The sequence below is a fragment of the Bradyrhizobium centrosematis genome (assembly GCF_045571495.1).
GTDB classification, from domain to species: Bacteria; Pseudomonadota; Alphaproteobacteria; order Rhizobiales; family Xanthobacteraceae; genus Bradyrhizobium; species Bradyrhizobium centrosematis.
Map to the genome: position 1 here is coordinate 4,742,808 of NZ_CP120703.1, position 25,017 is coordinate 4,767,824.

Consider the following 25,017-nt stretch of genomic DNA (forward strand, 5'->3'; position numbering starts at 1 on the left):
AACGACACGATTGATAGGGTCTCGCTATGGATCTCCGCCAGCTCCGGTACTTCATCGCGGTTGCCGAGGAGCGCAGCTTCACCCTCGCCGCCCGACGGCTGAACCTGTCGCAGCCGCCGCTCAGTCAGCATGTTCAGAGCCTCGAGGCGGAGCTCGGAACCCAGCTGCTCTACAGGACCAGCCGCCGGGTCGAGCTGACGCAGGCGGGTGAGGCCATGCTGGTGCGCGGACGCGCGATCCTGCAACAGGTCAAGGCAGCCGAAGACGAGGCTCGGTCGATCGGAGCCGGCCTGATCGGAACGCTTGACGTTGGAGCGACTGGCTCGATTCTGCGCGGCCGTCTCGCAGAGCTGCTCGCGGCCTATCGACAGGTCGCTCCAATGGTCAAGATGACGGTGCACGAGCAGGCCCCGGCGCTGCAGATCGCGGCGCTCCTCGGCCGCACGACCAACATCTGTCTCATTCGCGGCATTCCGGCCGAGCGCGGCCTGACCAGCAAGCTCGCATGGCGAGAAGAGGTCGTCCTCGCAATGCCCCGCACCCATCGGCTGGCGCGCCGCAAGCGCATCGCGCTCGGTGACCTCGCATCCGAGGATCATGTCGTCCTCGATCCGGATAGCTCCGATTTCGCACGATACGTGCAGTCGTGCTGTGTCGATGCCGGCTTCCTGCCGAAGGTGTCCCAGCAGGTCGTCGACGCCCAGTCGATTCCAAGCTTGATCGCCGCAGGTTTCGGCGTGGCGCTCGTGCCGCAGTCGATTGCGCGCTTCACGACCGACGACATCGTATTCCGTCCGATCAGGCCGTCGCCGCCGACAGCCGACGTGTTTCTGGTCTTCAGAGAGGAAGAGACGTCGATGGTGGTGCACAATTTCATCAAGCTGGCGCTTCGCTACCTCAATCATCGGAAGGGTCCGGGCTAGGACTGGCGATGGCGTTATTGGCCCGCGTAACGTGGTTGGCACGAGAGCGAGGTCATGGCAGGTGCTCTCTCAACATCGTCATTGCGAGCGCAGCGAAGCAATCCAGAGTTTTTCGGCGGATGGATTCTGGATTGCCTCGTCGCAACGGCTCGTCGCAATGACGGAGTATGAGGCAGCCGTGTGGTTCTCCAAGTACCGCTTGCATTCCCGGGAAAGCCGGGAATTCAGTACGCCGCGGCCTCTCGATTCAACCACGGCCATCTCGGAGTACTGGATCAACCGATGAAGTCGGGCGATGACACTTATTGTGTGGCTGCAGACACGCCTTCTCGTTCTCGCGGCTCATCTCGCCCGAGCTTTGCTTCGTCGCTTCGTCCTCTGAAAGTCAAGAGGGCGCAGGGAAGGCCGGGTGCCGACTGGCACCCGCGGTCTGCTGCGCAAAAGACACGCGCAGGAAGAACCGCACAGCAGCATACAGGTGGTGCCGAACACTCGGCCTTCCCTGCGCGATGGTCGGACGGCTTATGCCGTGCTCTCCCGGGAGCCGAGTTCGTTCTGGCCTCCTCGCCGTTCGAATTGGATGATGCCGTCTGCCCGGTTGGGCTCGCGCACATCTTCGATCCGGCTTGACCGTAGCAACGACGGCCAGGACCACACGGTTTTGCCGTACGCACGGCCCGCCATGTCGCCGCAGTTTTCCCGGCCCTGTCGACGAAGCCGGAAACTTACCAGCGAGACGAAGCCTAGCAGCGCCGTTCGTCTGCACGCGGGTTTCGGACTCACAGGGACTACCCGCCCCGCCCGTCCCATCTCGTGCCAACGCTGCCGCGTCCACCGCAAGCCCGGCTCGCGAAAATGACGACTCAAGATCGCCCCTCTTGATGAACCGGGATGGGCGACACATACGCCCTTTCCGAATTTCGGTAAAGTGGAATATTTTCGGCGAAACGGATTGACAGGGGGCGAAACAGGCAAGGTTCGGCAGTCCGGGTGACGGGTCATCCGATCTCTTTGGCCAATTGAACGGCTCCAGCGCCGACTTCAGGTTCAATTCGACGCGAGACCAACCTTTCCAAGATTTCACGGAGCTCAAATGCAGTTGACTTGCTTCTGCTGCTCGCCCAGCGAAACTTCCCCCGCACCGGCGGCCTGATTTGGGGCCCCGGACACCGCGATGGATGGAGCCGTATCAATGCCGCAATTCGATCCTGAGCTCGTGTGCACCATGAGGACGGCCCTCGAGGACGCAATGTCCAAGGTGCCTTCCGACCTGGTGACGATATCAACCAAGGCATTCCTCGCCGAGCGCATTCTCAAGGCGGCTGCCCAAGGCCACACCAGCTATGCCGATCTCGTCGCCGCGGCGACCGACCATATACAGACGATCGCCTCGATGTTTTCGTGACAGGCCCGCCGCGAGGATTCGGCAGTCTCAAATTCCCGCTGCTGGAGCGACTCCTTGTTGCAGGGGCGACCGCACGAGGTGTCTTGCCCGACAGGCAATGCGGAGCTCATGCGCGAGGCGAGTGCCGGCCGCCTATGCCGCCGGCAACGCGAACGAGAATGTCGCGCCGCCCTCCGGACCATACCCGGCGACCAGCTCACCGCCATGCTCGCGCACGATGCCGTAGCTGATCCAGAGGCCAAGCCCCGTCCCCTCGCCGACCCGCTTGGTCGTGAAAAACGGCTCGAAGATGTGGCTGATGTGATCCTTGTCGATCCCCGGGCCGTTGTCCGAGATCCGGAACAGGATTTCGTTTCCCTTGCGCGCCGCAGACACGACCAGCCGCGGCGCTTCGGTGCCGCGCATCGCGTCGATCGCGTTCTCGACGAGATTGACGATCACCTGATGCAACTGCCCTTCATTGCCGGAGATCCAGAGCTCCGGCTCGACCTCCACCTGCAGGTCGATGCGCACCTGCTTGGTGCGCACGGCCCACAGCACCGCGGTGTTGATGAGCCGCTCGATGTTGACGCGCTCGACTTCACCGAGCTTGCTGAAGGACAGCCGGCGCAGATTCTTCACGATTTCGCTGATGCGGACCGCGCCTTCCAGGGTGCCTTCGATCAGCGGACCGAAATCCTCCAGGATCTCATCGATGCGGAGGCTCCGCCGCTGAGCCGCGAGATCGCCCTCCTCGGCCTCGCCGTGAACCGCGTCGAGATAGGCGGCGATCGCGGTGCGATAGCGCATCAGGGTGTGGACATTGCCATAGACGAAGCTGATGGGGTTGTTCAGCTCGTGCGCGACGCCTGCAACGAGGCGGCCGAGGCTTGCCATCTTCTCCTGTTCAACCAATTGCCGCTGGGCGCGCTGCAACTCGTGATGCGCCTTGTGCAGCTCCTCATAGGCACGGCGCAGCTCTCCGATCGGCCGGCCCGTCAGCACCACGCCGATGAAGCGGCCCCGATGGTCGTGGCGGGGGGATGCGTTGATCCCGAACAGATCCGAGCTGCCGCTCTCGCGCGAAAACCGCAGCTCGCCGTCGACGACGTCGGAGGCGCTGCGCGGCTTCAGGAGCGGGACCAGCTTGGCCTTGTCCTTGGCATCGATGACGTCGGCAATGTTCTTGCCGACGATATCCGCGACGCTGCAGCCGAGCGTGTGCTGGAACGCGGAATTGACCTGCTGCACCAGCCCTTTGGCATCGCAGACGATGAGGATGTCGGAGACGGATTCGATGACGTTGGTGACGAAGGCCTGAGCCTCCTCCAGCTCCGCATTCTTGTGCTCGAGGTCGACTTCATAGCGCAGGAGGTCCGAATAGACCTCGTCCATCTTGCGGATGACCTCGATCCAGGCGCCCTCGCGCTCCTGATCGAGCTCCATCGCGCCGCGCTTGGTGATCAATTTGAGCAGCGTTTCCGGCTCGCCCGTTTCAGGAGAGTGCGTCACCTCAGGCATTCTTTCTCAAATCATACCTGGCCAGCTTGTTCCTGAGACCGACCCGCGATAGCCCGAGCTCGCTCGCGACCCGGCTGATATTGCCTTCGTAGCGCTCCAGACAGCTGATGATAACCGCTTTCTCCAGATCCTCCACCTTGTCCTTGAGGGTCGCCGAGCCGTTCAGCTTGCCGTGGACCGGGGCCGCGGGAGGCTTGCCATTGCGGCGGCCCAGCAGCGGCGGGGCCTGCAATTCATCCGCGTCCGCCAACACCGCCATGCGCTGGATCTCGTTCTGCAGCTCGCGGACATTACCGGGCCAATGATACCTGGCAAATGCCTCGAGCGCGGCAGCCGCAAAGCGCAGGCCAGGCCGGTTGAAGGAAGTCTTTACCGATGACAGCACTCCTTCCGCGATCAGTGAGATGTCCATCGGGCGGTCGCGCAAGGCCGGCATGTGGACGGGAAACGCTGCCAGGCGATAATAGAGATCGCGCCGGAAGCGGCCGGCCTCGACCTCGGCTTCAAGATCCCGGTTGGTCGCGGCCACGACGCGGACGTCGACCTTGCGCACGCGCTGCGCGCCGAGCGGGCGGATCTCGCTCTCCTGCAGGACGCGCAGCAACTTGACCTGGAATGCCGGCGAGGTCTCGCCGATCTCGTCGAGGAAGATGGTGCCGCCGTCGGCGACCTCGAACAGGCCGATCCGATCCTGATAGGCACCGGTGAAGGCGCCCTTCTTGCAGCCGAACAGCTCGCTTTCGAGCAACTCGTCCGGCAACGCGCCGCAATTCTCGACGACGAACGCCTTGCTGGCGCGCGCCGAGCCGTAGTGAATGGCGCGTGCGAGCAGCTCCTTTCCGGTCCCGGACTCACCGGTGATCAGCACGGAGATGTCGTAATCTGCGGCGCGCTTGCCGAGCTCGATCACCTTGTGCATGGGACTTTCGGAGGAATGCACGATGCGATCGAAATCGTAGAGCTGCTTGGCGACACCTCGCTTGACCGAAACGACCTTCTTGATATGCCCAGGCGTCGCCTTGACGTCGACGCCGGCCGTTTCCGTCTCCTTCTGAAGACGATAGAGTTGCACCGCCTCCTTGACGATATCGACCAGCCGGTCCGGCTGCCACGGCTTGGTGACGTATTGATAGATGCCGGCCTCGTTGAGGCCGGCGATGATATCCTCGGAATCGGAATAGCCCGAGATGATCATCCGCACCGGATCGGGCCACAGCTCCCGCACACGCTTCAGGAAGCTCACGCCTGATTCCTGCGGCATGCGCTGGTCGCAGAGGATGGCGTGGACGATCTCGCCCTCCAGCAACTTTTCCGCTTCGGCGGCATTGCCCGCGCAAAGCACCTCGAAATCCTCCCTGAGAACGCGCCGCAGCGCTTCCTGCGACCGGACTTCGTCGTCGACGACGAGAATGGTTCCCCGAACGCTCATGAGGGCACCACCATGGGCCTGGGCCGCTCGGCCGGCCGCCGCGACCGATGATTGGCGATGGTCAGCGGCGTGCGCGACTTCGGCACTTTGTGGATGAAGTTGTAGCGGGCGACGTGGTAGCTCGGATCGAAGCCGTAGAAAGTGAGCCTCATCCGCCGCAGCTCCTCGTCGCGATAGGCTTGCAGCGGCTTCTTGGCCTCGTCCGCCGCGCGGCAGCTCTTCTTGTCGGCGAGGCGCGCCGCAAGGCCTGGATCCGCCCCCGCAGCAGCAGCAAGTGCCACGAGACTTTCGCGCGCGAGCTCGCGCCTTGCGAGGATGCGATCGACGAGCCCGAGGCGCTGTGCCTCGACAACGCCCATCGGCAGCCGGCACTGCGTGATCCTGGTCGCGTTCTCAGCGCCCGCCCGGCGCGGCAACAGATAGGTCCAGTATTCGGAGCCGAACAGATTGCCCATGTCCTTGTAATGCGGATTGAGCACGACCTGATCGCTGGCCCAGACCTCGTCGGCAGCCAGGCTCAAGAACACGCCGCCCGCTCCTGCATTGCCGCGAATGACCGATATCACCAGCCGGTCCGTGGTCTCGATGATCGCGCGTGCCAGATCGTCGATGGCATTGATGTTGCGCCAGGATTCATCGGCGGCGCTGTCGGCGGCCTCGATCTCGGCCAGATGAATGCCGTTCGACCAATAGTCGGAACCGCCGGTCAGAAGCAGCACCTTTGTCGGGCGCGCCAGCGCGGCCTGGTAAGCATGCAGCAGCGCTTCGCAGTCGCAACTCGCCATCGCGCCATTGTAGAAGGAGAACTGCAACTCGCCGACCTCGCCATGCTCGCGGTACTGAATAGGAGCATAGCCGCAACCCGGCCGCCGCGGCAGGCCAGCTGCTTGCTCGGCAAAGACCTTCGCTGCAGAGCGCTTCAGGCTCTTCGGTGCAAGCTGCCGCACATGGCCGATCCAGACCGCTCCATCGACGGTCGCACGGGCCAAGGCACCATCGCATTGCGCGACGATCGTGCCGGGAATGCCGGAAATATCTCGCGCTTCATGGGCGTCGAACAGTCGCACGTCCTGGAAGAACAGGCTGTCGAGGAGGCCCGGCATGCCGTCGGCGCTGTTGATCTTGCGCAGAACGGTCTCGGTCGTGTCGCGCTGCCAGTCGATGGCGCGGTCCGATTGGCGGCAGGGCCCGCGTACGCGAATGCGCGCGTCGCCCTCGCGCATCGGCTGCGGTGTCGGCCGTCCCGACGCGATCGCATCGATCGCCTCCAGCACCGCTTCGACGGCGCATGAGGTCACCTCGTTGCGGTAGATGCTGGATTTTGCAGCGCGCCGCATCGGGAAGGTGCGGAAGGCCCAGACCGGACCGGCGTCGAACTCGCCGTCCGCCTGCAACACGGTGACGCCCCACTCGGTTGCTCCCTCGAGAATGGCCCAGTCGAGCGCGGCCGGGCCGCGGTCGCCGGGCGGGCCGGGATGCACCACCAGGCAGCGCACATTGCGCCAGACATCTTCGGGGATCGCCCGCTTCAGGAACGGGGCGATCACCAGATCTGGCCGGTACAGCGCGACGCTTTCGCGCGTGACGTCGGCATGGATGTCGAGCTCGACCGACACCTCGTGGCCGCGCTCGCGCAGCTCGACATGCAGCCGCTGCGTCAGGCTGTTGAAGGAATGCGATAGCAGCAGGATGCGCATCATGATCGCTCAACAAATCCGCGGCAATTGCTCGCCCGACAACCAGTCGACGATCCGGCCGCCGCCAAAGCTCGTCGCCATCTGCACGAAATGATGGTCATCGGCGACGGCTTCGCCGATGTCGGCGGCATCGCGGCCGAGCGGATGCCCCCGCATGGCGGCAAGCACCACGCCGGCAATCTCGGGCGCGACGATCGCGACCAGCTTGCCTTCATTGGCGACATGGAGCGGATCGAGCCCGAGCAGCTCACAAGCTGCCGCCACGCCCGGCTTGACCGGGATCTCCTCCTCGAGCAGGTGAAAGCCGAGGCTGGATTGCTGGGCGATCTCATTCAGCGTGGCGGCGAGCCCGCCGCGCGTGGGATCGCGCATCAGGCGGATGCCTGCGCCACCGGCCTCGACCATCCTGGCGACGAGATCGTTGAGTGCCGCCGAATCCGACACGATCTCGGTCTCGAAGGCCAGATTCTGCCGCTTCGACATGATGGCAACGCCGTGATCGCCGAGGGTGCCCGAGATCAGGACGCGATCGCCGACGCGCGCGTTCTCAGCCGAGAGATCGAGCCCATCAGGCACCACGCCGACGCCTGATGTCGAGATGAACAGCCCGTCGGCCTTGCCGCGCTCGACCACCTTGGTGTCGCCGGTGATGATGTGGACGCCGGCCGAGCGGGCCGCCTCCCCCATCGATTCCGCAATCGTCTTGAGATCGGCGAAGCGGAACCCCTCCTCGATGATGAAGCTCGCCGAGAGATAGAGCGGCTTTGCCCCGGCCATGGCGATGTCGTTGACCGTGCCGTGGACCGCGAGCGAGCCGATATTGCCGCCGGGAAAGAACAGCGGCGAGACCACATAGCCGTCGGTCGTCATCACCATGCGCCCGGCGCCGACATCGAAGGCCGACTGGTCGTTACCGCGCGCCAGCCATTCGTTGCCGAACGCTTCGTGGAACAGCCCGGAAATCAGCTGCGCCATGGCGCGGCCGCCCGAGCCGTGGGACAGGTCGACGCAGCCGTTCTTGATGTCGAGCTTGCGCTGATAGGCCTTCATGACGCCCGCCTCTGCTGATGGTCGCGGAAGCGGCCATAGGTCCAATGCGCGGCGCAGGCACCTTCGGAGGAGACCATGCAGGAGCCCATCGGGGTCTCCGGCGTGCAGACGGTGCCGAACAGCTTGCAGTCGACCGGCTTCTTCACCCCGCGCAGGATGGCACCGCATTCGCACGCGGGATTGTCGTCGACGCGAAGCTCGTTCATGCCGAAGCGGATTTCGGCGTCATATTTCGCGTATGCGCGCTTCAGCTTCAGCCCGCTATAGGGTACCTGGCCGAGCCCGCGCCATTCGAACTGGTCACGCAGCTCGAAGATGTCGGAGACCTCCTCCTTGGCGCGCAAATTGCCGTCGCGCGTGACCGCCCGGCTATACTGGTTCTCGACCTCGTGCCTGCTCTCGTTGACCTGGCGCACCAGCATCAGAATCGCCTGCATCATGTCGAGCGGCTCGAATCCCGAGATCACCACCGGCTTGCCGAACTCTTCGGCGAAGAACTCGTAAGGCGCGGTGCCGATGATGGTCGAGACATGCGCCGGCCCGACGAAGCCGTCGATCTCGACCCGGCCGATATTGCGGATATCGGGGCTCTCCAGGATGTTCTGCATCGCCGGCGGGGTCAGCAGGTGATTGCAGAACACGCTGAAATTCGAAAGCCGCTTCTTCTCGGCCAGCCGGATCATCACCGCGGTCGGCGGCGTCGTGGTCTCGAAGCCAATGGCGAAGAACACGATTTCGCGCTCGGGATTTTCCTCCGCGATCCGGATCGCGTCGATGGTGGAATAGACCATGCGGATATCGGCGCCGCGCGCCTTTGCCTTCAGGAGCGAGGCGCCCTGCGAGCCGGGGACGCGCATCAGGTCGCCATAGACGCACAGGATGATCTCGCTTCGCTCCGCAAGCCGGATCGCCATATCGATGCGTCCGGCCGGCAGCACGCAGACCGGACATCCAGGGCCATGGATCATCCGCAAATTGTTCGGCAGCATGTCCTCCAGACCGTAACGCGAGATCGCATGGGTGTGGCCGCCGCAGAATTCCATGAAACGATACGGCCGCTTCGGGTCGGTCTCGCTGCGAATTGTCTTCGCAAGCCCCAGTGCGATCTCCTTGTCGCGAAACTCGTCGGCATATTTCATGACGCCACTCCCTGCCCCTCGACGCTCAGCTCGCGCAGCAATTCGAGCGTCCGCCGCGCCTCCTCCGGATCGATCTTGGTCAGGGCATAGCCGACATGGATGATCACGTAGTCCCCCACCGCGAGATTCTCGATCAAGGCGACCGAGATCTCCTTGCTGACGCCGTCGATCGAGACGATGGCCATCTCATCGGGCAGGAGTTTTGTGACCTCTGCCGGTATCGCGAGACACATCAGGCGGTTCCTTCCAGATCTTGCTGTTCGAGGAGGCTTAGCGCGGCGACCCAGGCCTGGCCCAGGCTGAGACCGCCGTCATTGGGCGGCATCTGGCGTGGCAGCAGGGGCGAGAGCCCGGCCGCGATGCAGCCGCGCGCGATCGTGTCCGACAAGATGGCGTTGAGGAAGCAGCCGCCGCTGAGGGCAACCGTGGTGATACCGGTCATCCGCGCCGCCTGCCCGATCCAGTCGATGCAAGCGGCGGCAAACGTGCCGTGGAACAGCTCGGCACCTTCGATCGGATCGATGGCCCCGGTTGCCAGGCGCGCGAACAATGGAGCCATGGACAGCTCGCCGCTCTCGATGATCCAGCCGTCCTGCGCGATGCGCGGCGCGCGCACCAGCGCCTCCAGCTTCATCGCAGCTTCCCCCTCGTAGCTCTGCAGCGGACAGAGCCCCAACAGTCCTGCCGCTGCATCGAACAGGCGGCCGGCGCTGGTCGTCGTCGGCACGCCCGGCTGATCGAGCAGAGCGCCGAGGCGCGAGGCTTGCGGCCGTGTACCGAACCGCGTCGCGATCTCATCGCCTCGCCCAAGGCCATGCAGCGCGCTCGCGCCCATGCGCCACGGCTCGCGCGCGGCACGATCGCCGCCCGGCATTTTCATCGGCGCGAGGTGTCCGAGTCGCCGGAAGCGGGCACCGTCGCAGGCGAGCAGCTCGCCGCCCCAATTGCCACCATCACTGCCGTGGCCGAAGCCGTCGAGCACCAGGGCCAGCGCCGGTCCTGCAATGCCATGTTCCGCCATCACGGCGGCCGCGTGGGCGTGATGATGCTGAACCGCGATCAACCGCTTGCCGCTGGCTTCAGCGAAGCGGGTCGAGGCCATGTTCGGATGCAAATCATGGGCAACGACGACTGGATCGACATCGAGGGTCGACAGCAAATGGTCGACCGTCTCTTCGAAGAAGCGGATGCCTTCCGCACTGTCGAGGTCGCCGATATGCTGGGAGACGAACGCCTCATTGCCGCGCGTGACCGTCACCGTCGACTTCAATGCACCACCGACCGCCAGGATCGGCGGCACGGGCCGCGCGAGGCGAACCGGCTCGGGCACGTAGCCCCGGGCGCGGCGGATGAATTGCGTCCGGCCCGCGACGACTGCCGCCACGGAATCGTCGGCCCGGGTGACGATGTCGCGGTCATGGGTGACGACGAGGTCGGCAATGCCGGCGAGGCGTTGCTCGGCTTCGCGATTGTCGATCAGGAGCGGCTCGCCGCCGGCGTTGGCACTGGTGGCAACGATCGCCCAGCTTTCGCGGGCCCGCGCGTGCGCTATGTCCAGTGCATCGAAGATCAGGTGATGGAGCGGCGCGACCGGCAGCATGACGCCGAGACGCGACAGGCCCGGCGCGATCGCTGGCGCGAGCCGATCGCGCGATCTCATCAGCACGATGGGCCGTGGCGCGGTCTCGAGCAGCGCAAGCTCGGCGGCATCGGCATCAGCGAAGTCCGCAACCGCGTCGATCGATCCGACCATGACGGCGAAGGGCTTCTGGTCGCGCTGCTTGCGCTGCCGCAGCTGCCGCACGACGCCATCGTCGCGGGCATCGCAGAGCAGCTGATAGCCGCCGAGACCCTTGATCGCGACGATCCTGCCCGCGGCAATCGCGGCGGCAATATCCGCGATGTCATGGCTGAGCCTTGGGCCGCAAGCCGGGCAGGCAATCGCCTCGGCATGGAAACGGCGGCTGCCCGGATTGCCATAGTCGTCCGCGCAGGCACTGCACATGACAAAGCCCTTCATCGCCGTGGTCGGCCGGTCATAGGGCAGCCGCTCGGCAATGGTGTAGCGCGGGCCGCAATGGGTGCAGTTGATGAAGGGATAGCCATAAAATCGGCTGCCGGGATCGAACAACTCGCGCAGGCATTGCTTGCAGGTCGCGGCGTCGGCGACGATGCGGGTCGACACGCGGCCCTGCTCGCTGGCACGGATGCAAAATCCCTCGCTCGCCACGGCCCCGATCGGATGCACCGAGATGTCGTCGATGCGGGCAAGCGGTGGCTTTTCCAGCGGGAGCGCCGCCACGAAGTCGCCGGCGCGATCACCCTCCACCTCGATGATAACCCCGTGGGGATCGTTGGCAACGAAGCCGCCGAGACGATAGCGCGTGGCGAGGCCGTAGACATAGGGGCGAAATCCGACACCCTGTACCGCGCCGCGCACATGCAGACGCAGTCTCTTCGCCTCCGGCACGCTCGTCCCACCGGTCATCGTCATCCCTGCATCGCCATCTCGGCCTGCTTCGTCTTTGCCCAGCGCCTGCGGATCCAGGCATAGAAAGCCGGAAAGCCCTCGCCGGTGCGCGCCGACACCGTCATCACCTCGATGTCAGGATTGACCCGCCGCGCATATTCGACGGTCTTGGCAAGGTCGAAATCAAGCACCGGCGCGAGATCGATCTTGTTGATCAGCATCAAGGACGCCGCCGCAAACATGTCGGGGTATTTGAGCGGCTTGTCCTCGCCCTCGGTGGTCGAGAACACCACGATCTTGCAGGATTCGCCGAGATCGAACGCCGCCGGACAAACGAGGTTGCCGACATTCTCGATGAAGAGAATGCCGCCGTTCAGCCAGGGCAGCCTGTCATAGGCCTGGCCGACCATGGCGGCGTCGAGGTGACAGCCTTTTCCGGTGTTGACCTGGATCGCCGCCACGCCGGTGCCGCGGATCCGCTCGGCATCATTGGAGGTCTGCTGGTCGCCCTCGATCACGCCAATCGGGAAGCTGTCCTTCAATTCCGAGACCGCGCGGACCAGCAGCGAGGTCTTTCCGGCGCCCGGGCTCGACACCAGGTTGAAGGCAAGCACCTCGTCGGCGCGGAAGCGCGCGCGATTGTCGGCGGCGAGCCTGTCGTTCTTGCCGAGAATGTCGCGCTCGACCTGGATGATGCGATCGCTGCTCATGCCGGCGATCTCTTGACCCGCCGGATTGGCACCGCAATCAAGCACGCCCGCCTCGTCAGGACCGTGATCATGGTGATGATGGTGAACATGGTCGTGGCTGTGCCCATGACCGTGATGATGATGGTGTCCGCCGTGACCATGATCATGGCCATGGTCATGATGATCATGCGCATGTTCGATGGACGCCTTGGCGTCGCTGCAGCCGCAGACCGTACACATCAGTCGACCTCCAATTCCCTTACGCGCATCTCTTCGCCGCCCGTCACCTGCAATTGATAGCCGCCGCAACAGGGGCACGGCTCGTAACGCTGCTTGATCTCGACACTCTCCGAGCAAGCCATGCACCAGGCGATTCCCGGAGTCTCGACGATCTCGAGCCTTGCGCCTCGCGCGATGGTCTGCGCTGCGACCGCCTCGAAGCAGAATTTCATCGCTTCCGGCGCGACATGGCTGAGCGCACCGATCTCGAGGCAGACGACGTTCACCTTGCTGAAGGAGCGCTTGCGCGCTTCCTCCTCGACGATACCGATGATGCCCTCGCACAGTGCCATCTCATGCATGGCCTACCTCGCGAAAGTCGAGCTTGAAACCGACACAGGGGTCGAACGCGGCGATCAGCGCGCGAACCGCGTCCTGGCCGCGCCGGCCAGCGGCCAGTTTCGCTCCCTTAAGGCTCCGGACCAGCGGCCCCCGGGCGTGAAAATTCCACTCGGTCGGCGCCAGGAATTCGAAATTGACGATGCGGCGTTCCTCGTCGAGCGCAACCGCATGGTAGAGCCGGCCCCGCGCGCATTCGACGGCGGCCGCCCCGTGGCTCGCGCCGAGCCGATAGCTTGCGACGACGCCATTATCGAGATCTTGCTCGCCGTGGTCGAGCCAGGCGCAGAGCCGCGCGACCTCGGCGATGCGCGCTCCGAGGCGCGCAGCCGGCCCCGCCGTCGACAGGACGGGTTCGCGCCGCGCCCACCGCGCCCAGACACCGGTTTCCGGAATTTTGCCGCAGAGCTCCGGCGCGTCGGAATAGGCTGCCCCGCCCGCCGCCAAGCGCGTAACGACGTCGAGGTCGTCAGCCCCCGTCAGGAATGATGGCTCGACCGACGGCGGCGACAAATCCTCACCCTCGCAGCGCTCAAGGTAGGCAGCGAGCGCGCTGCCCGGCAGCAGAGCCTGGCCTTCGCCGGCAATGCCGAGCGCTGCGAGCGCGGCCTTGATCTTTGCCAGGGCTCCGCGCCGCAACGCTTCCGATACACCTTCATTGGCCCCACCGAGGACGGTGGTCGCCTGCATCATGGCGCGCACCGCGGCAGCGCTCGCGCCGTCGAGCGCCAGCCGCCCGACGAACAGGCTGCGCAGCAATTCGGTGAGCCGCTCGGCAACGACAGCCGTGACGCGACTGCGTGTTGTCGCTTGCGTCGGCTGCTGCCCTTGCGCGGCCTCGACTGCCGAGAGGAACGCCACCTGATGGGCGACCGAGCAGAGCGAGAACAACCGCGGCAGCACCGGAAGCAGGGATTCCGCCGGCTTTCCCGCAAACAGCCGTGTCAACGGCGGCCGGCTGCGCGGCTGGATCGCGACGTCGGCGATCGTCGCGCCGCCAAGCCACACCGTGATCTCGATCTCGTTGCGGAAGGCCAGGGTCATCCGCGCCGCTCCGTCAAAGTACCGCGCAGGAAGTTACGCCGATCGATCGGGGTCGTCGCGGGCTCGCGGCGGCGAACCGCCTCCTCGCTGTCTGCCGGCAGCATCAGCTCGGCAAGTGCGGCCTCGGCCGTCACCCGCGCAGCGGCCATGTCGGCGAACTGGAACATCGGCGAGAACAGCGAGCAGCTTGCGATGCGGCCCATCAGTCCGACCTCGCTGAGCGTGAACTCGATATTGCCGGCAGGAAAACGGATCTGCAACGTCGTTCCCGAATCCTCCCGCGCTGCGCTCGCCGGCATCACCACGTTCATGAACCATGGAGTGACCATGATGCCGACCATCGTGCCGGCGAACCGACGGAAGCCCACCGCCTCGACGCCGAGCGCATCGTTGTAGATCGGCAGATCGCGCATCGCGCGCTCGCCGATCTCCCGATAGCTCCCGGCCAGGAGCTCGCCCCACGCCACGGCATCGGCCTCAAGATTTGGCGCGCTCCCGGTCATACCTCGATCGCCATGAACTTGGACTTCGGAGCGTCGCAGTTCGGGCAGTGCCAATCCTCCGGCAGCGCCGCGAATGGCGTGCCGGGCGCGATCTGCGCCACCTCGTCACCGTCGGCGGGATCGTAGACGGTCCAGCAGATGCCGCATTCCAACCGCGTGGCCTCAGTGACGTCCTGACGAACGCCAAAATTCTCGAAGGCGCTCATGTGAAATAGGCCTCGATGATTTCCTGCAGCCGTTCGGCGGAATCCTCGAAATCCTCGTCCGCGGCAAGCGCAACGGTCGGCACGCCGCCGACCTCGAGCGTATCGAGGATGATGGTGTCCATGGCGTTGAAGAACTGCACCGACCAGACATTGCGGATGCCCGTCGACAGCACCCGGCAGGTGCCATAACCGCGCGACACGAGCTGGATCGGTCCGTTGCCGATGGTGTCCTGCAGAAAGCTCATGTCCACCGGGCTCATCGGCAGCAGCGTGAAGTTGATGATCTGCGAGCGGATCCCCGGCCGCCAGGCCTGCGCGCGTTCGCGGATTTCGGCGAGCACCGGCAACACATTCATGGCGCCGTCCGGCACCGGCCCGATCTCGAAATCGGCCGACGTGAGGTCGGCGGCCGCGCGCTTGACGATCTCCGGAATGGCGCCGATCTCGAGATATTCGGATGTGGCGTCGGTTTCGAGCCGCACGCGCCAGATCCCCGCCAAGACCGATTCCTGGATCTGGGCCAGCGATCCGTCGGGCAACGCGACGACCCCGCCGACCTCGCCTTCGCCGAGCACGTCGGCGACGAGCTTGCTTTCGAGATCGTTCAGGTCGACGAGCCGGAACAGCTGCGTCGGCGCATCCGCCTTTTGGCCGGCGATGGCCTGCGCGATCTTCGAGAGCAGCGCGACTGCGTTCGGACAGCTCTTGGCAAGCTCGGCGCTGTCGAGCGTTGCAAGCTTCGCCAACGCTCCGGCCGCCGTCAGGCTGCCGCTCGATGCATTGAGACTTTCCTCTCCGATCGGAAACACGCTGACCGGTTGCTCGGCGCCTTCGGGCGCATCCCAGAATCCGACCTTCATAGCTCGGCCCCTTGCGCGCGATGCTGGGGAACGAGGGTGACGGCGACCGCGGCGGTCTGGCCGCGCGGACGGTCGATCAGCTTGGTGATGCGGTCGATATAGACCGACCAGTCCTGGATCTTGGCGATCAGCCCCAGCGTCTCGCCCTTGGCAATGAGGATCAGCGTCGGCTGCACCCTCACGCCGAAACGCTGGCCAAGCGTGCTCTCGTCGCCGCGGGCGATGATCGCGCCGCGCAAGCGGCCATTGAACGCAGTGATCAACTCCGGCAGCACCACGGCGACGTCGATCGCCTCCGGAAACCGGTTCGGATCGCCCGCCGACAGCAGCACCGCGATCGCGCCGGCCTCATCGGCCGCGCCAAGAAAATGATCGACCGTCGCGGCACCGACTTCTGGCAGGCCGTGCCGCGTCAGATCCTTCTTCCCCACCTGGAATTCCATCAGACCTCCCCTGACAAGCTTATGATTTCGCTCGGGACAGGATTAGCAAGGCACATGCCAGGACATTCCAGCAGCCCTCTGCCGCTACCTCATTGATCTAAATCATATAATTTTGGGCACCCGGAACGGCGCATCCACATACGGTAAGATACTTTCCAAGTCGTGTGGAAAATATCTTTGCGGATAGAAAGATAGCTTGCACCCTGCCGTGGGTCGGTGCGGCGGGGGCAGCGATGTCAGCTGCAGGAGGCGGTCTATTCGGACCGCAGATGGGCGGGCAATTGCGGCTCGCGGTCGATCAGGTCGGCGAAGAAGCGATCGCAATCCTCGCCATCGAGCGCAGCACCAAGCCCGTCGATCGCAGCAGCAATCAGCCGCGCCTCGTCCTGGTCCAGAAGCCGGATCGCCGTATCGATGTAGACCAGCACGTGGGCGCCGACCGGCGGGTTGGAGAGCAGCAGCATGGAGACGCGGCGTTGCTCACCGCGAAATTCGCATAGCGCCGACATTCCGTCAGTCTCGACGATCGTCATCGGCAAGCCGAGGCACATCGCGCTTTCTCCAAAGCAGGCCGCGCCGGTCAGGCCGGCCGCATCTCGTAATTGGCGTGGTCGATGTCATTGGCGAGCAACCGCTCGGTGTCCGCCAAAGGCTCGCTGCGGCGGCTCATCGTAACGCCCCACTCGGTCAATATCTGGCAGGCCAGATCGATCGCGGGCGCGATCTGGTCGCGCACCGGCGGCGTCAACGGTCCGCCCCAGTCTTCAAGGTCGAGCGGCTGGCAGCCGATCAGCACGAGATGCTTCGGGCATCTGCCGAGCAGGTCGGCTGCACTGATCACCTCCTGGAAGCCGGTCTGGTGCAGGCTCATCTTCTTGGCGCCGGTGAAACGCGGCACCTCGTCGTCGCGCACCAGCTTCAACTCGCCGGGCTCGAGGCCGTAGTCGATGGCGTCGAACACGATCAGGCGATCGGCCTCTTCCAGATAGTTCACGAGGTAGAGGCCCTGCGTGCCGCCGTCGAGAATAGTGACGTTGTCAGGCACGGCATAGCGCCGGTGGAACTCCTCCACCGTGCGCACGCCAAAGCCTTCGTCGGCCCACAGGATGTTGCCGATGCCGAGCACCAGGATGCGATTGTCTTGCAGGGATGTCGGCATCGGTCACGTTCCCGTTTTCAATCGCGGAATTGCCGCTCGCCGGAGACCATCGACGAGATGATGCTCTGGCGCGACATGATGTCCTCGCGGATCGCCGCATAGATGTGCACCGTCACGAACGTCACCAGCGCCCACATGCCCAGATGATGCCAGGTATGGACGTCCTGACTGTTCGGCCAGATCGCGAACACCCAGCCGAACAGCTTGTGCTGCCAGCTGTCGATGCCCATTCCTTCCGAATAGAGCGCAAAGCCGGTGACGATCATAAAGGCCACGAACAACGTGAAGCCCGTGAACATCGCGGTTTGCGCCAGCGGGTTGTGGCCGACATACATCTTCGGCTCGCGCTCCAGGAAGGCGTACCAGCGGATCTCGTGCAGTACCTCCTTCCAGAACTGCTTGCGATGAACCGGGATGTAGAAGATCTGCCGGGAGTGGTGATTGCCGACGAAGGCCCACAGGATGCGCGTGAGGAAGAACACCGCGAGCACCTGTCCGGCGGCGAAATGGGCAAAGCGAATGTAGCCCATCACGAAGTGTTCGGAGGCCTCGCCGGCGACCGTCGGCAGCGGCGATGCGATGAAATAGCCGGTCACCATCAGCACGAGAATCGAGAACGCGTTCACCCAGTGGCAGATCCGCACCGGCGCTTCGTAGACGTAAACGGTGGGGCGGCCCACCGCACGTTCCCCGGATGCATCGGCTGCGATCGCCGCGAGGTCCGGCCTGGAGTCCGAGCCGGGAGCAATGGCATCCATCATGACGGCCTCCTACCTGACCTTGACCTTGGCGAGTTCCTGACCGTCCGGACTCATGACGTGGGTCGAACAGGCCAGGCAAGGATCGAAGGAATGGATGGTGCGCAGGATCTCCAGGGGCTGCTCGGGATTGACCATCGGCGTGTTCATCAACGACGCCTCGAAAGCGCCGATGTTGCCCTTGGGATCGCGTGGCGAGCCGTTCCAAGTGGTCGGCACCACGCACTGGTAATTGTCGATCTTGGTGTCCTTGATCTTGATCCAGTGCGCGAGCGCCCCGCGCGGCGCCTCGGTGAAACCAACGCCCTTTGCCTCCTTGGGCCAGCTCTCCGGCTTCCACTTGTCGACATTGGCGGTCGAACTGTCGCCGGCCTTGATGTTGGCGACGAGCTTGTCCTGGAAGTAGCGCATCTGGCGTCCGGCCCAGACCGATTCGAGCGCACGGGCCGCGGTGCGGCCGAGCGTCGAGAACAGCGCCGAGGTCGGCAGGTTCAGATCCTTCAGGAACTTGTCGACGGGATCCTTGAACTCGGCCTTGTTCTGCGCGTACCCGACGATCCAGCGCGCCAGGGGGCCGACCTCCATGGCGTGCCCGCGCCAGCGCGGCGCCTTGATCCAGGAATATTTGCCGGCCTCGTCGAGCTGCTCGATCGCGGTCTTCGTTCCCTTCGCGTTGGCACCCAGCACGTAGTTCGGCTCGGTGACGCCGTCCCAGGGATGCAGGCCTTTGGTCTCGTCGGGATATTTGTACCAGGAGTGCACCACGAACTCCTGGATCTCGTCGGGATTGGCGTGATCGACCGGAAACACCTCGGATAGATTGCCGTTGATGATGGCGCCGCGCGGCAGCTTCAGGCTCTTGGCGGAATAGTCGTTGGCATGCTCGGGCACATCGCCATAGGAGAGGACGCTCTGGCCCGACAGCCCGCCGCCATAGAGCCAGTCCTTGTAGAATGAGCCGATCGCCGCCACGTCGGGCAGGTAGACCTGTTCGTTGAACTCGATCAGGCGGTCGATGATCGAGGAGATCAGGTTGAGCCGCTCCATGTTGATGGCGCCGACCGCGCCGGTGCCGTCGACATTGATCGGACAGGGCACCCCGCCGACGAGCCAGTTCGGATGCGGGTTCTTGCCGCCGAAGATGGTGTGGACCTTGACGATGTCCTTCTGGAAGTCGAGCGCTTCGAGATAATGCGCCACCGCCATCAGATTGGCTTCGGGCGGCAGCTTGTAGGCCTTGCTGCCCCAATAACCGTTCTTGAAGGGACCGAGCTGTCCGGACTCGACGAACTTCTTCAGACGGGTCTGGAGGTCCTTGAAGTAGCCCGGCGAGGACAACGGCCAGCTCGAGATCGACTGCGCCAGCGTCGAGGTCGCCCGCGGATCCGCCGACAGCGCGGAGACCACGTCGACCCAGTCCAGCGCATGAAGGTGATAGAAGTGGACGATGTGGTCATGCACCTGCAAGGCAAGCTGCATCAAATTGCGGATCGAGTTGGCGTTCTCCGGAATGGTGATTCCGAGCGCGTTCTCCACCGCACGCACCGACGTCAGCGCGTGCGTGCCGGTGCAGACACCGCAGATCCGTTCGGTGAACGCCCAGGCGTCGCGCGGATCGCGGTTCTTCAGGATCACCTCGATGCCGCGCCACATCGTGCCGGTCGAGACCGCGTTGCGGATGACGTTGTCGGCGTCGACATTGACCTCGACCCGCATGTGACCTTCGATACGGGTCACGGGATCGACGACGATGCGCTTGCCGGAATTGTCGAGTTTGAAGCCGTTGGGAGTCTGGATGCCCATGGTTGCCCTACCCTAATCTGTCGCTTGGCGCTTAGCTGTTGTGGTCGACGTCTTCGCGCTTGGACGCGAGCCGCTTCACCGCCGTCACGGCCGCATGAGCAGCCACCGCGGCACCGACGGCGCCGGCCGCCGCCATGCCGATCTGATCGGCGTTCTTCTCGATGCCGAACTGCTTGATGTTCGTGAGACGATCGTAGAACGAGCCCTTGTCCCAGAAGCCGTCCTCCGAGCAGCCGATACAGCCATGGCCGGACTGGATCGGGAACGAGACGCCGCCGTTCCAGCGCACGGTCGAGCAGGCGTTGTAGGTGGTCGGGCCCTTGCAGCCCATCTTGTAGAGGCAGTAGCCCTTGCGTGCCGCCTCATCGTCCCACTCCTCGACGAACTGGCCGGCATCGAAATGCGGCCGCCGATAGCACTTGTCGTGAATGCGCTGCGAGTAGAACATCTTCGGCCGGCCCTGGCGGTCGAGCTCGGGCAATTTGCCGAAAGTGGTGATGAAGGTGACGACGCCGGTCATCACCTCGGCGATCGGGGGGCATCCCGGCACCTTGATGATGGGCTTGCCCGTGATGACCTTGTCGATCGGGGTTGCCTGCGTCGGATTGGGCTTGGCCGCCTGCACGCAGCCCCAGGACGCGCAGGCGCCCCAGGCGATGACCGCCATCGCATCCTCGGCCATCATCTTCAGCTTCTCGACGAACGGCTTGCCGCCGTCGATGCAGAACATGCCGCCCTCGTTCAGTGGCGGATTGCCTTCCACCGCGAGGATGTACTGACCTTTGTGCTTGGCGCGGGTCTCATCGAGAATGGCTTCCGCCTGGTGGCCCGCAGCCGCCATGATGGTATCGTCGTAGTCGAGTGAGATCATCGACAGCACCGCGTCCTTGACGAGCGGATGCGCCGACCGGATGAAGCTCTCCGAACAGCAGGTGCATTCGAGCCCATGCATCCAGATCACCGGCACGCGCGGCTTGGTTTCGAGCGCGTTGGCGATGCGGCTTGCCGCCAGCGGTCCGAGTCCGAGGCTCGTCGCCGTCAGGCTGCAGAACTTGTGAAAGCTCCGACGCGTGATGCCTTGCCGCCTGATCACGCTGTAAAACGTTTCCGTCGCCGTGCCCATGAATCCTCCCGTCGTCGGCTTTGACTTTTCGATGACGCCAAAGACAGCAAGAAGCAGGCCAACAACCTGGAGCGATTCAAATGTAGAGAGATTCCAAAACGTTACGTCTTTGAATTGCTCTCATGAAGCGCGGCGGGAACAGCAAAAGGAGGAGAAGCGGAAACAACGCGATTTGCAGTCGGCAACGAAGTTTCCGGCTGTTTGAGCATGATCTTTCCGGAAAACCGCGTCGCACTTTTCCGGATCATGTCTTAGTGCGCAGTGCACACCATGCAGGGATCGAACGAGCGCACGATGTGCTGGATCGCAACCGCGCGCGCGCCAGCGTCGCCGACATCGGTGCCGACCAGCGCCTGCTCCAGCGGCCCCCCGACGTCGAAGGAATCGCGCGGCGAGAAATTCCACGTCGTTGGTGCGATGATCTGGTAGCGCTCGATCCTGCCGCCCCGTACCGCCATCCAGTGCCCGAGACTGCCGCGCGCGGCTTCGACCAGTCCGACATAGCTGCCATCGGGGATGTCGCGCGAATTGTGGCAGAACGGCTCCGACAGGCGAAGTGCACGCGTCCACTGCTCCATGGCAAGGGCGATGCGCGCGGTCTCGATCAGCCGCGCGATCACGCGGTTGCGCACGTTGGTCCCGCCGATCGACACGAGATTTGCAATCAACGCCTGCCCCGCCACCGTCTGGCGCGCGATTGCGCCGACTTCGATCGGCTGACCGGACAGTCGCGGCGCCTTGCACCAGCTATAGGCGGCCGGCTTGTCGGGATCCGGGATCGTGCTGCTGTGAGCGGGGTCGGCGGAGGAATCTCGCATCCAGGCGTGCGAGACATCCTCCGTGATCTGCGTCAACGGCAGCGGCTCGATCGCAGCGCGCGGGCCGAACAGGCCGCGCGGAAACAACTCGCCGTCGGTGCCATGATAGGCGCCGTAGCTCATCATCAAGCCGGTGCCCCTGCCGAGCCTGCCCAGCACGAGACTGTCGGCGAGCCGCAGGAAATGGGCGAAGTCGCCACCGCGGCCGTCACGCCAGCGATCGAGCTCGTCCGCGGTGGTAATCGCCAGCACATTCTCCAGCGCATCCGCGAAGACGATGCGCTCGAGGAAGCTGCGAAACGCCGTCGCGATCGACAGCAGGCGGACGCGCTCGCCGAGATCGATGGCACGCGTCGTACCACCGGGCTGGAACGCGAGGCTGTGCGGCCATTTCCCGGCGATGATGCCCATGGTCTCGAGCAGCCGCGCCCGCGCCGGCAATGCGTCGCGCGCCGCACTGCCGCGGGTCGCGGCAAAGCGCTTGTGCGTCGCCGCGTGCCAGTCGTGCGCGGCATAGGCCTCGCGGGCAAAGTCGGGCATGAAGAAGATGTAGAAATGGGTGAGATGGTCAGCCGCGTTCTCTGCGGCATGCGCGATGTTGGTGGCGAGCAGTCCGTTCGGCGCCGCCTCGATCGCCATGGCATCGCGCAGAGCCGCGGCCGCGGCAACCGATTGCGAGACCGAGCAGATGCCGCAAATCCGTGGCGCCAGCGCCAGCGCGTCGAGCGGGGGGCGCCCCTCCAGGATCTGCTCGAACCCGCGGTAGAGCGGCGCCGTCACCTCGGCGCGCGTGACGCGCCCGCTCTCGACGTCCAGGCGCACTTCGAGATCGCCCTCGACGCGGTTGAACGGGCCGATCGTGATCCGCGTCATGGCTTGGTCTTGGTCATGGTGCGGCCCGGCGGCACGACAACATGATCGGCGGTTGCGTTCAGCCGGACGCGTCGCGGCGTCGCGGATTTCGACAATGCAGCGAGCGCGACGAACCAGGCCTTCGGCATGTCGGTCGGCAGGCCGACCGGAATGCCGGCGAGTTTTGCCGTCTCCAGGAAGTTCTGGGCACCCTCGAATCCCGGCGAGGTGCAGGCGATGCAGGCATAACCGCCCTTGGTGCAGGAGCCGCCGCCATTCCAGGAGCGCTGGTTGCAGTCGCCCACCGCCTGCGTCGCCTTGCAGCCGAGATGCTCCATCAGGCAGCCGCGCTCCGACATGGTCTCGGCACTGGCCTTGAACTCGTAGAACTCGTTGCGGGAGCAGCCATGATGGGCAAGATGGTTGGCGACGAACTTCGGCCGCCCGTATCCGTCGAGATCGCTCGCTGCGATATCCTTGGTGGTCAGTGCCAAGATGGTTTCCATCATCCAGCCCGGGTGCGGCGCGCAGCCCGCGACGTTGATGACGGGAAGACCGAGCCGCGAGCGGAAAGCCGCGCCCAGCGCGCCACCGCTATCGGAGCCCTCGAACTGCAGGCCGACGGCATCGGTCGGATTCGATCCGGCGGCCGGCACGCCGCCATAGGCCGCGCAGCTTCCGACCGCGATCACATAGCCCGCGTGCGGCGCAAGATCGAGCATCCAGCGATAGACGGACCGGTTGGTGCCCGCGAGCATGTTGAAGCGCCCGGTGTCATTCGGTCCGCGGGCGACGGAACCTTCTAGCAGGAGAAGGTCGAGCCTCACCTTGCCGTCGAGCACCGACTGCAGGATCTCGACCGCCTCCTCACCCGTCTCCTCGCTCACGGACGGATGCCACAGCAGGTTGACGCCGAACTGACGCAGCTCGTCGAACCAGCCGGAGGCGCCGCTTTCGAGGATCGACATGGTGCAGCCGCCGCAGCTGGCGCCCTGCAGCCAGAGCACATTGGTCATCGCATCGGATCGGCTCATCTCGTGTCTCCCGGTCGCCCCAGCTTCGACCGCTCACGGGCGAAGCGCAAGAGGCTCGTTGGCGTCCTCAGTCGTGAGCGCCCGACATTTCGTCGTGCTTCAAGTGCCGCCTGCGGATATTGCGGGTGACGATCCAGATCACGGCCACGGCGACCGGCACGAAGATTGCGGTTGCCAGCGAAGGCTCGACATGCAGGCCGCCATCATGGGCGCCCTTGGCCAGATAGCCGAACAGGCTGACGACGTAATAGCCAATCGCCGCCACCGACAGCCCCTCGACCGTGCTCTGAAGTCTCAACTGAAGCCGGGTGCGGTCGTTCATCGAGCGCAGCAGATCGCGATTTTGCTCTTCCAGCTCGACATCGACGCGCGTGCGCAACAAATCGGCCGCGCGCGCGAGCTTGATCGACAGATCGGCCTGCCGGTCCTCCATCGTCGCACAGGTGCGCATCGCAGGTGCCATGCGGCGAGCGAGGAAGGAGGACCAAGTCGGATAGCCCGCGATCTCGCCACCCTCGATCACCGCAAGGCGGGCCTGCACGATGTCGTTGTAAGCCCGGCTGGCGCCGAAACGAAACGAGCTGGCGGCAGCTCCCTTTTCGAGCGAAGCTGCGAGCGCGGTCAGTTCCGTCAAGAGATGATTGTTGAGCTTGAGGTCTTCGGCGCGTTGCATCTCCTCGAGCACTTCGACGAGCCGCCGGCCGATATGATCGACTGAGGGCGCAAGCTCGAGCGCAGCGGGCAGGCCGAGCAGCGCCAGCGTGCGGTAGGTCTCGATCTCCAGCACGCGCTGCACGAGGGCGCCGAGACGGCCCGGCGACAGACCGTCGTTGCAAACAAGGATGCGAATGAAGCCCTGATCGTCGGTGCGAAAGTCCGATGCAACGACGGCGGGCCCGCTGCGGACCGCTGCGATGGCGAGGCTGCTCCTTTCGAAAAGCTGCTGTGCACGCTCCAGCGCCGCCGAGGTCTGCTCGACCTCGAGCTTGACCGCGACCAGCAATTGACCGGACTGATGCAGGGACCGGACCAGCGCTGCGGACTCTGCGTCGATCTCACCGAACCGGCGGACGGAGGTCTCGGAGCCGCCCAGGATCCAGGTGAAGGTGCTGAATTCCGAGTGCTGCTCCCAGCGGAGCTGCGTGGCGCCGATCGTCACCTGGTGATGTTTGGTCCCGTCCTCCGGCGGAGTCTGCCCGTGCGCCATACAGAACGCCACGAACTTCTGCCGGTCCGCTGCAGCGGCCTCGCCCTGACCGAGAAAAGCCAGGCGGAGCACCGTGACCGGCGCCGTCAACCGGGTGAATGGGCGAGCATGCACCTCGGCCAGCACCGCACCACGCTGCGGATGCAGTTCAAAGTCGGCGAGATCGAGGTCACGGTTCATCGACGGTCCCCTGCTGCGCTGTCAGGCCGCGATGTGCCGCCACCTGGCGGTTCACTACCATAAGACACCCATGCTCTAGCAATCCCGGATGGCAGAAGTGTCAAGCG

The 25,017-nt window shown here is 64.6% G+C and carries 24 protein-coding genes; 2 read left to right on the top strand and 22 right to left on the bottom strand.

Annotated features, from left to right (window positions below):
- Positions 1 to 26 precede the first annotated feature (26 nt).
- On the top strand, positions 27 to 923 hold the full coding sequence (locus P6U31_RS22885; RefSeq protein ID WP_407184026.1) for a LysR substrate-binding domain-containing protein: 897 nt from the start codon (positions 27 to 29) through the stop codon (positions 921 to 923).
- A 1,192-nt stretch (positions 924 to 2,115) separates the two neighbouring features.
- On the top strand, positions 2,116 to 2,328 hold the full coding sequence (locus P6U31_RS22890; RefSeq protein ID WP_407184027.1) for a hypothetical protein: 213 nt from the start codon (positions 2,116 to 2,118) through the stop codon (positions 2,326 to 2,328).
- Positions 2,329 to 2,460: 132 nt separating this feature from the next.
- Here P6U31_RS22890 and P6U31_RS22895 read toward each other — a convergent pair whose 3' ends face one another.
- The 22 genes from P6U31_RS22895 to P6U31_RS23000 all read right to left on the bottom strand — a co-directional run bounded on the left by P6U31_RS22895 (position 2,461) and on the right by P6U31_RS23000 (position 24,910).
- On the bottom strand, positions 2,461 to 3,828 hold the full coding sequence (locus tag P6U31_RS22895) for a sensor histidine kinase (protein ID WP_407184028.1): 1,368 nt from the start codon (positions 3,826 to 3,828) through the stop codon (positions 2,461 to 2,463).
- On the bottom strand, positions 3,821 to 5,257 hold the full coding sequence (locus tag P6U31_RS22900) for a sigma-54-dependent transcriptional regulator (protein ID WP_407184029.1): 1,437 nt from the start codon (positions 5,255 to 5,257) through the stop codon (positions 3,821 to 3,823). Before P6U31_RS22900 ends, P6U31_RS22895 begins: the two co-directional genes overlap by 8 nt.
- Positions 5,254 to 6,957, bottom strand: coding sequence for a hydrogenase maturation protein (locus P6U31_RS22905; RefSeq protein ID WP_407184030.1), 1,704 nt, complete (start codon positions 6,955 to 6,957; stop codon positions 5,254 to 5,256). The genes P6U31_RS22900 and P6U31_RS22905 overlap by 4 nt, the downstream gene beginning before the upstream one ends.
- A 6-nt stretch (positions 6,958 to 6,963) precedes the next feature.
- Positions 6,964 to 8,004 (bottom strand): hydrogenase expression/formation protein HypE, encoded by a 1,041-nt coding sequence (gene hypE / locus P6U31_RS22910; protein ID WP_407184031.1) that lies wholly within the window; start codon positions 8,002 to 8,004, stop codon positions 6,964 to 6,966.
- Entirely contained in the window at positions 8,001 to 9,143 is a 1,143-nt protein-coding gene (hypD, locus tag P6U31_RS22915) for a hydrogenase formation protein HypD (RefSeq protein ID WP_407184033.1), read from the bottom strand. Before hypD ends, hypE begins: the two co-directional genes overlap by 4 nt.
- Complete coding sequence (locus tag P6U31_RS22920) at positions 9,140 to 9,376, bottom strand: HypC/HybG/HupF family hydrogenase formation chaperone (RefSeq protein WP_063195714.1); 237 nt, start codon at positions 9,374 to 9,376, stop codon at positions 9,140 to 9,142. The genes hypD and P6U31_RS22920 overlap by 4 nt, the downstream gene beginning before the upstream one ends.
- The gene (gene hypF / locus P6U31_RS22925) at positions 9,376 to 11,637 is read right to left on the bottom strand and encodes a carbamoyltransferase HypF (RefSeq protein WP_407184035.1); all 2,262 of its coding nucleotides are present in this window, start codon (positions 11,635 to 11,637) and stop codon (positions 9,376 to 9,378) included. The genes P6U31_RS22920 and hypF overlap by 1 nt, the downstream gene beginning before the upstream one ends.
- Positions 11,634 to 12,542 (bottom strand): hydrogenase nickel incorporation protein HypB, encoded by a 909-nt coding sequence (hypB, locus tag P6U31_RS22930; RefSeq protein ID WP_407184037.1) that lies wholly within the window; start codon positions 12,540 to 12,542, stop codon positions 11,634 to 11,636. The genes hypF and hypB overlap by 4 nt, the downstream gene beginning before the upstream one ends.
- A complete protein-coding gene (gene hypA, locus P6U31_RS22935) occupies positions 12,542 to 12,883 on the bottom strand; it encodes a hydrogenase maturation nickel metallochaperone HypA (RefSeq protein WP_407184038.1) in 342 nt (113 codons plus the stop codon). Before hypA ends, hypB begins: the two co-directional genes overlap by 1 nt.
- A complete protein-coding gene (locus P6U31_RS22940; protein WP_407184040.1) occupies positions 12,876 to 13,964 on the bottom strand; it encodes a nickel-dependent hydrogenase large subunit in 1,089 nt (362 codons plus the stop codon). Before P6U31_RS22940 ends, hypA begins: the two co-directional genes overlap by 8 nt.
- Entirely contained in the window at positions 13,961 to 14,467 is a 507-nt protein-coding gene (gene hybE / locus P6U31_RS22945; RefSeq protein ID WP_407184041.1) for a [NiFe]-hydrogenase assembly chaperone HybE, read from the bottom strand. Before hybE ends, P6U31_RS22940 begins: the two co-directional genes overlap by 4 nt.
- The gene (locus P6U31_RS22950) at positions 14,464 to 14,673 is read right to left on the bottom strand and encodes a rubredoxin (RefSeq protein ID WP_407184043.1); all 210 of its coding nucleotides are present in this window, start codon (positions 14,671 to 14,673) and stop codon (positions 14,464 to 14,466) included. The genes hybE and P6U31_RS22950 overlap by 4 nt, the downstream gene beginning before the upstream one ends.
- On the bottom strand, positions 14,670 to 15,533 hold the full coding sequence (locus tag P6U31_RS22955; protein ID WP_407184044.1) for a hydrogenase expression/formation C-terminal domain-containing protein: 864 nt from the start codon (positions 15,531 to 15,533) through the stop codon (positions 14,670 to 14,672). The genes P6U31_RS22950 and P6U31_RS22955 overlap by 4 nt, the downstream gene beginning before the upstream one ends.
- Positions 15,530 to 15,976 (bottom strand): hydrogenase accessory protein, encoded by a 447-nt coding sequence (locus tag P6U31_RS22960; protein ID WP_407184046.1) that lies wholly within the window; start codon positions 15,974 to 15,976, stop codon positions 15,530 to 15,532. Before P6U31_RS22960 ends, P6U31_RS22955 begins: the two co-directional genes overlap by 4 nt.
- A 254-nt stretch (positions 15,977 to 16,230) precedes the next feature.
- Positions 16,231 to 16,527 (bottom strand): HypC/HybG/HupF family hydrogenase formation chaperone, encoded by a 297-nt coding sequence (locus P6U31_RS22965; protein ID WP_407184048.1) that lies wholly within the window; start codon positions 16,525 to 16,527, stop codon positions 16,231 to 16,233.
- 29 nt (positions 16,528 to 16,556) lie between these two features.
- Entirely contained in the window at positions 16,557 to 17,135 is a 579-nt protein-coding gene (locus P6U31_RS22970; RefSeq protein ID WP_407184050.1) for a HyaD/HybD family hydrogenase maturation endopeptidase, read from the bottom strand.
- Between the two features lie 17 nt (positions 17,136 to 17,152).
- Entirely contained in the window at positions 17,153 to 17,896 is a 744-nt protein-coding gene (gene cybH / locus P6U31_RS22975) for a Ni/Fe-hydrogenase, b-type cytochrome subunit (RefSeq protein ID WP_407184052.1), read from the bottom strand.
- Positions 17,897 to 17,905: 9 nt separating this feature from the next.
- Positions 17,906 to 19,696 (bottom strand): nickel-dependent hydrogenase large subunit, encoded by a 1,791-nt coding sequence (locus tag P6U31_RS22980; RefSeq protein WP_128924937.1) that lies wholly within the window; start codon positions 19,694 to 19,696, stop codon positions 17,906 to 17,908.
- A 31-nt stretch (positions 19,697 to 19,727) separates the two neighbouring features.
- Positions 19,728 to 20,819, bottom strand: coding sequence for a hydrogenase small subunit (locus P6U31_RS22985; protein ID WP_407184054.1), 1,092 nt, complete (start codon positions 20,817 to 20,819; stop codon positions 19,728 to 19,730).
- Positions 20,820 to 21,070: 251 nt separating this feature from the next.
- Complete coding sequence (locus tag P6U31_RS22990; protein ID WP_407184056.1) at positions 21,071 to 22,510, bottom strand: nickel-dependent hydrogenase large subunit; 1,440 nt, start codon at positions 22,508 to 22,510, stop codon at positions 21,071 to 21,073.
- Positions 22,507 to 23,523 (bottom strand): HupU protein, encoded by a 1,017-nt coding sequence (locus P6U31_RS22995; RefSeq protein WP_407184058.1) that lies wholly within the window; start codon positions 23,521 to 23,523, stop codon positions 22,507 to 22,509. The genes P6U31_RS22990 and P6U31_RS22995 overlap by 4 nt, the downstream gene beginning before the upstream one ends.
- 67 nt (positions 23,524 to 23,590) lie before the next feature.
- Complete coding sequence (locus P6U31_RS23000; protein ID WP_407184060.1) at positions 23,591 to 24,910, bottom strand: DUF3422 domain-containing protein; 1,320 nt, start codon at positions 24,908 to 24,910, stop codon at positions 23,591 to 23,593.
- Between the last annotated feature and the right edge of the window lie 107 nt (positions 24,911 to 25,017).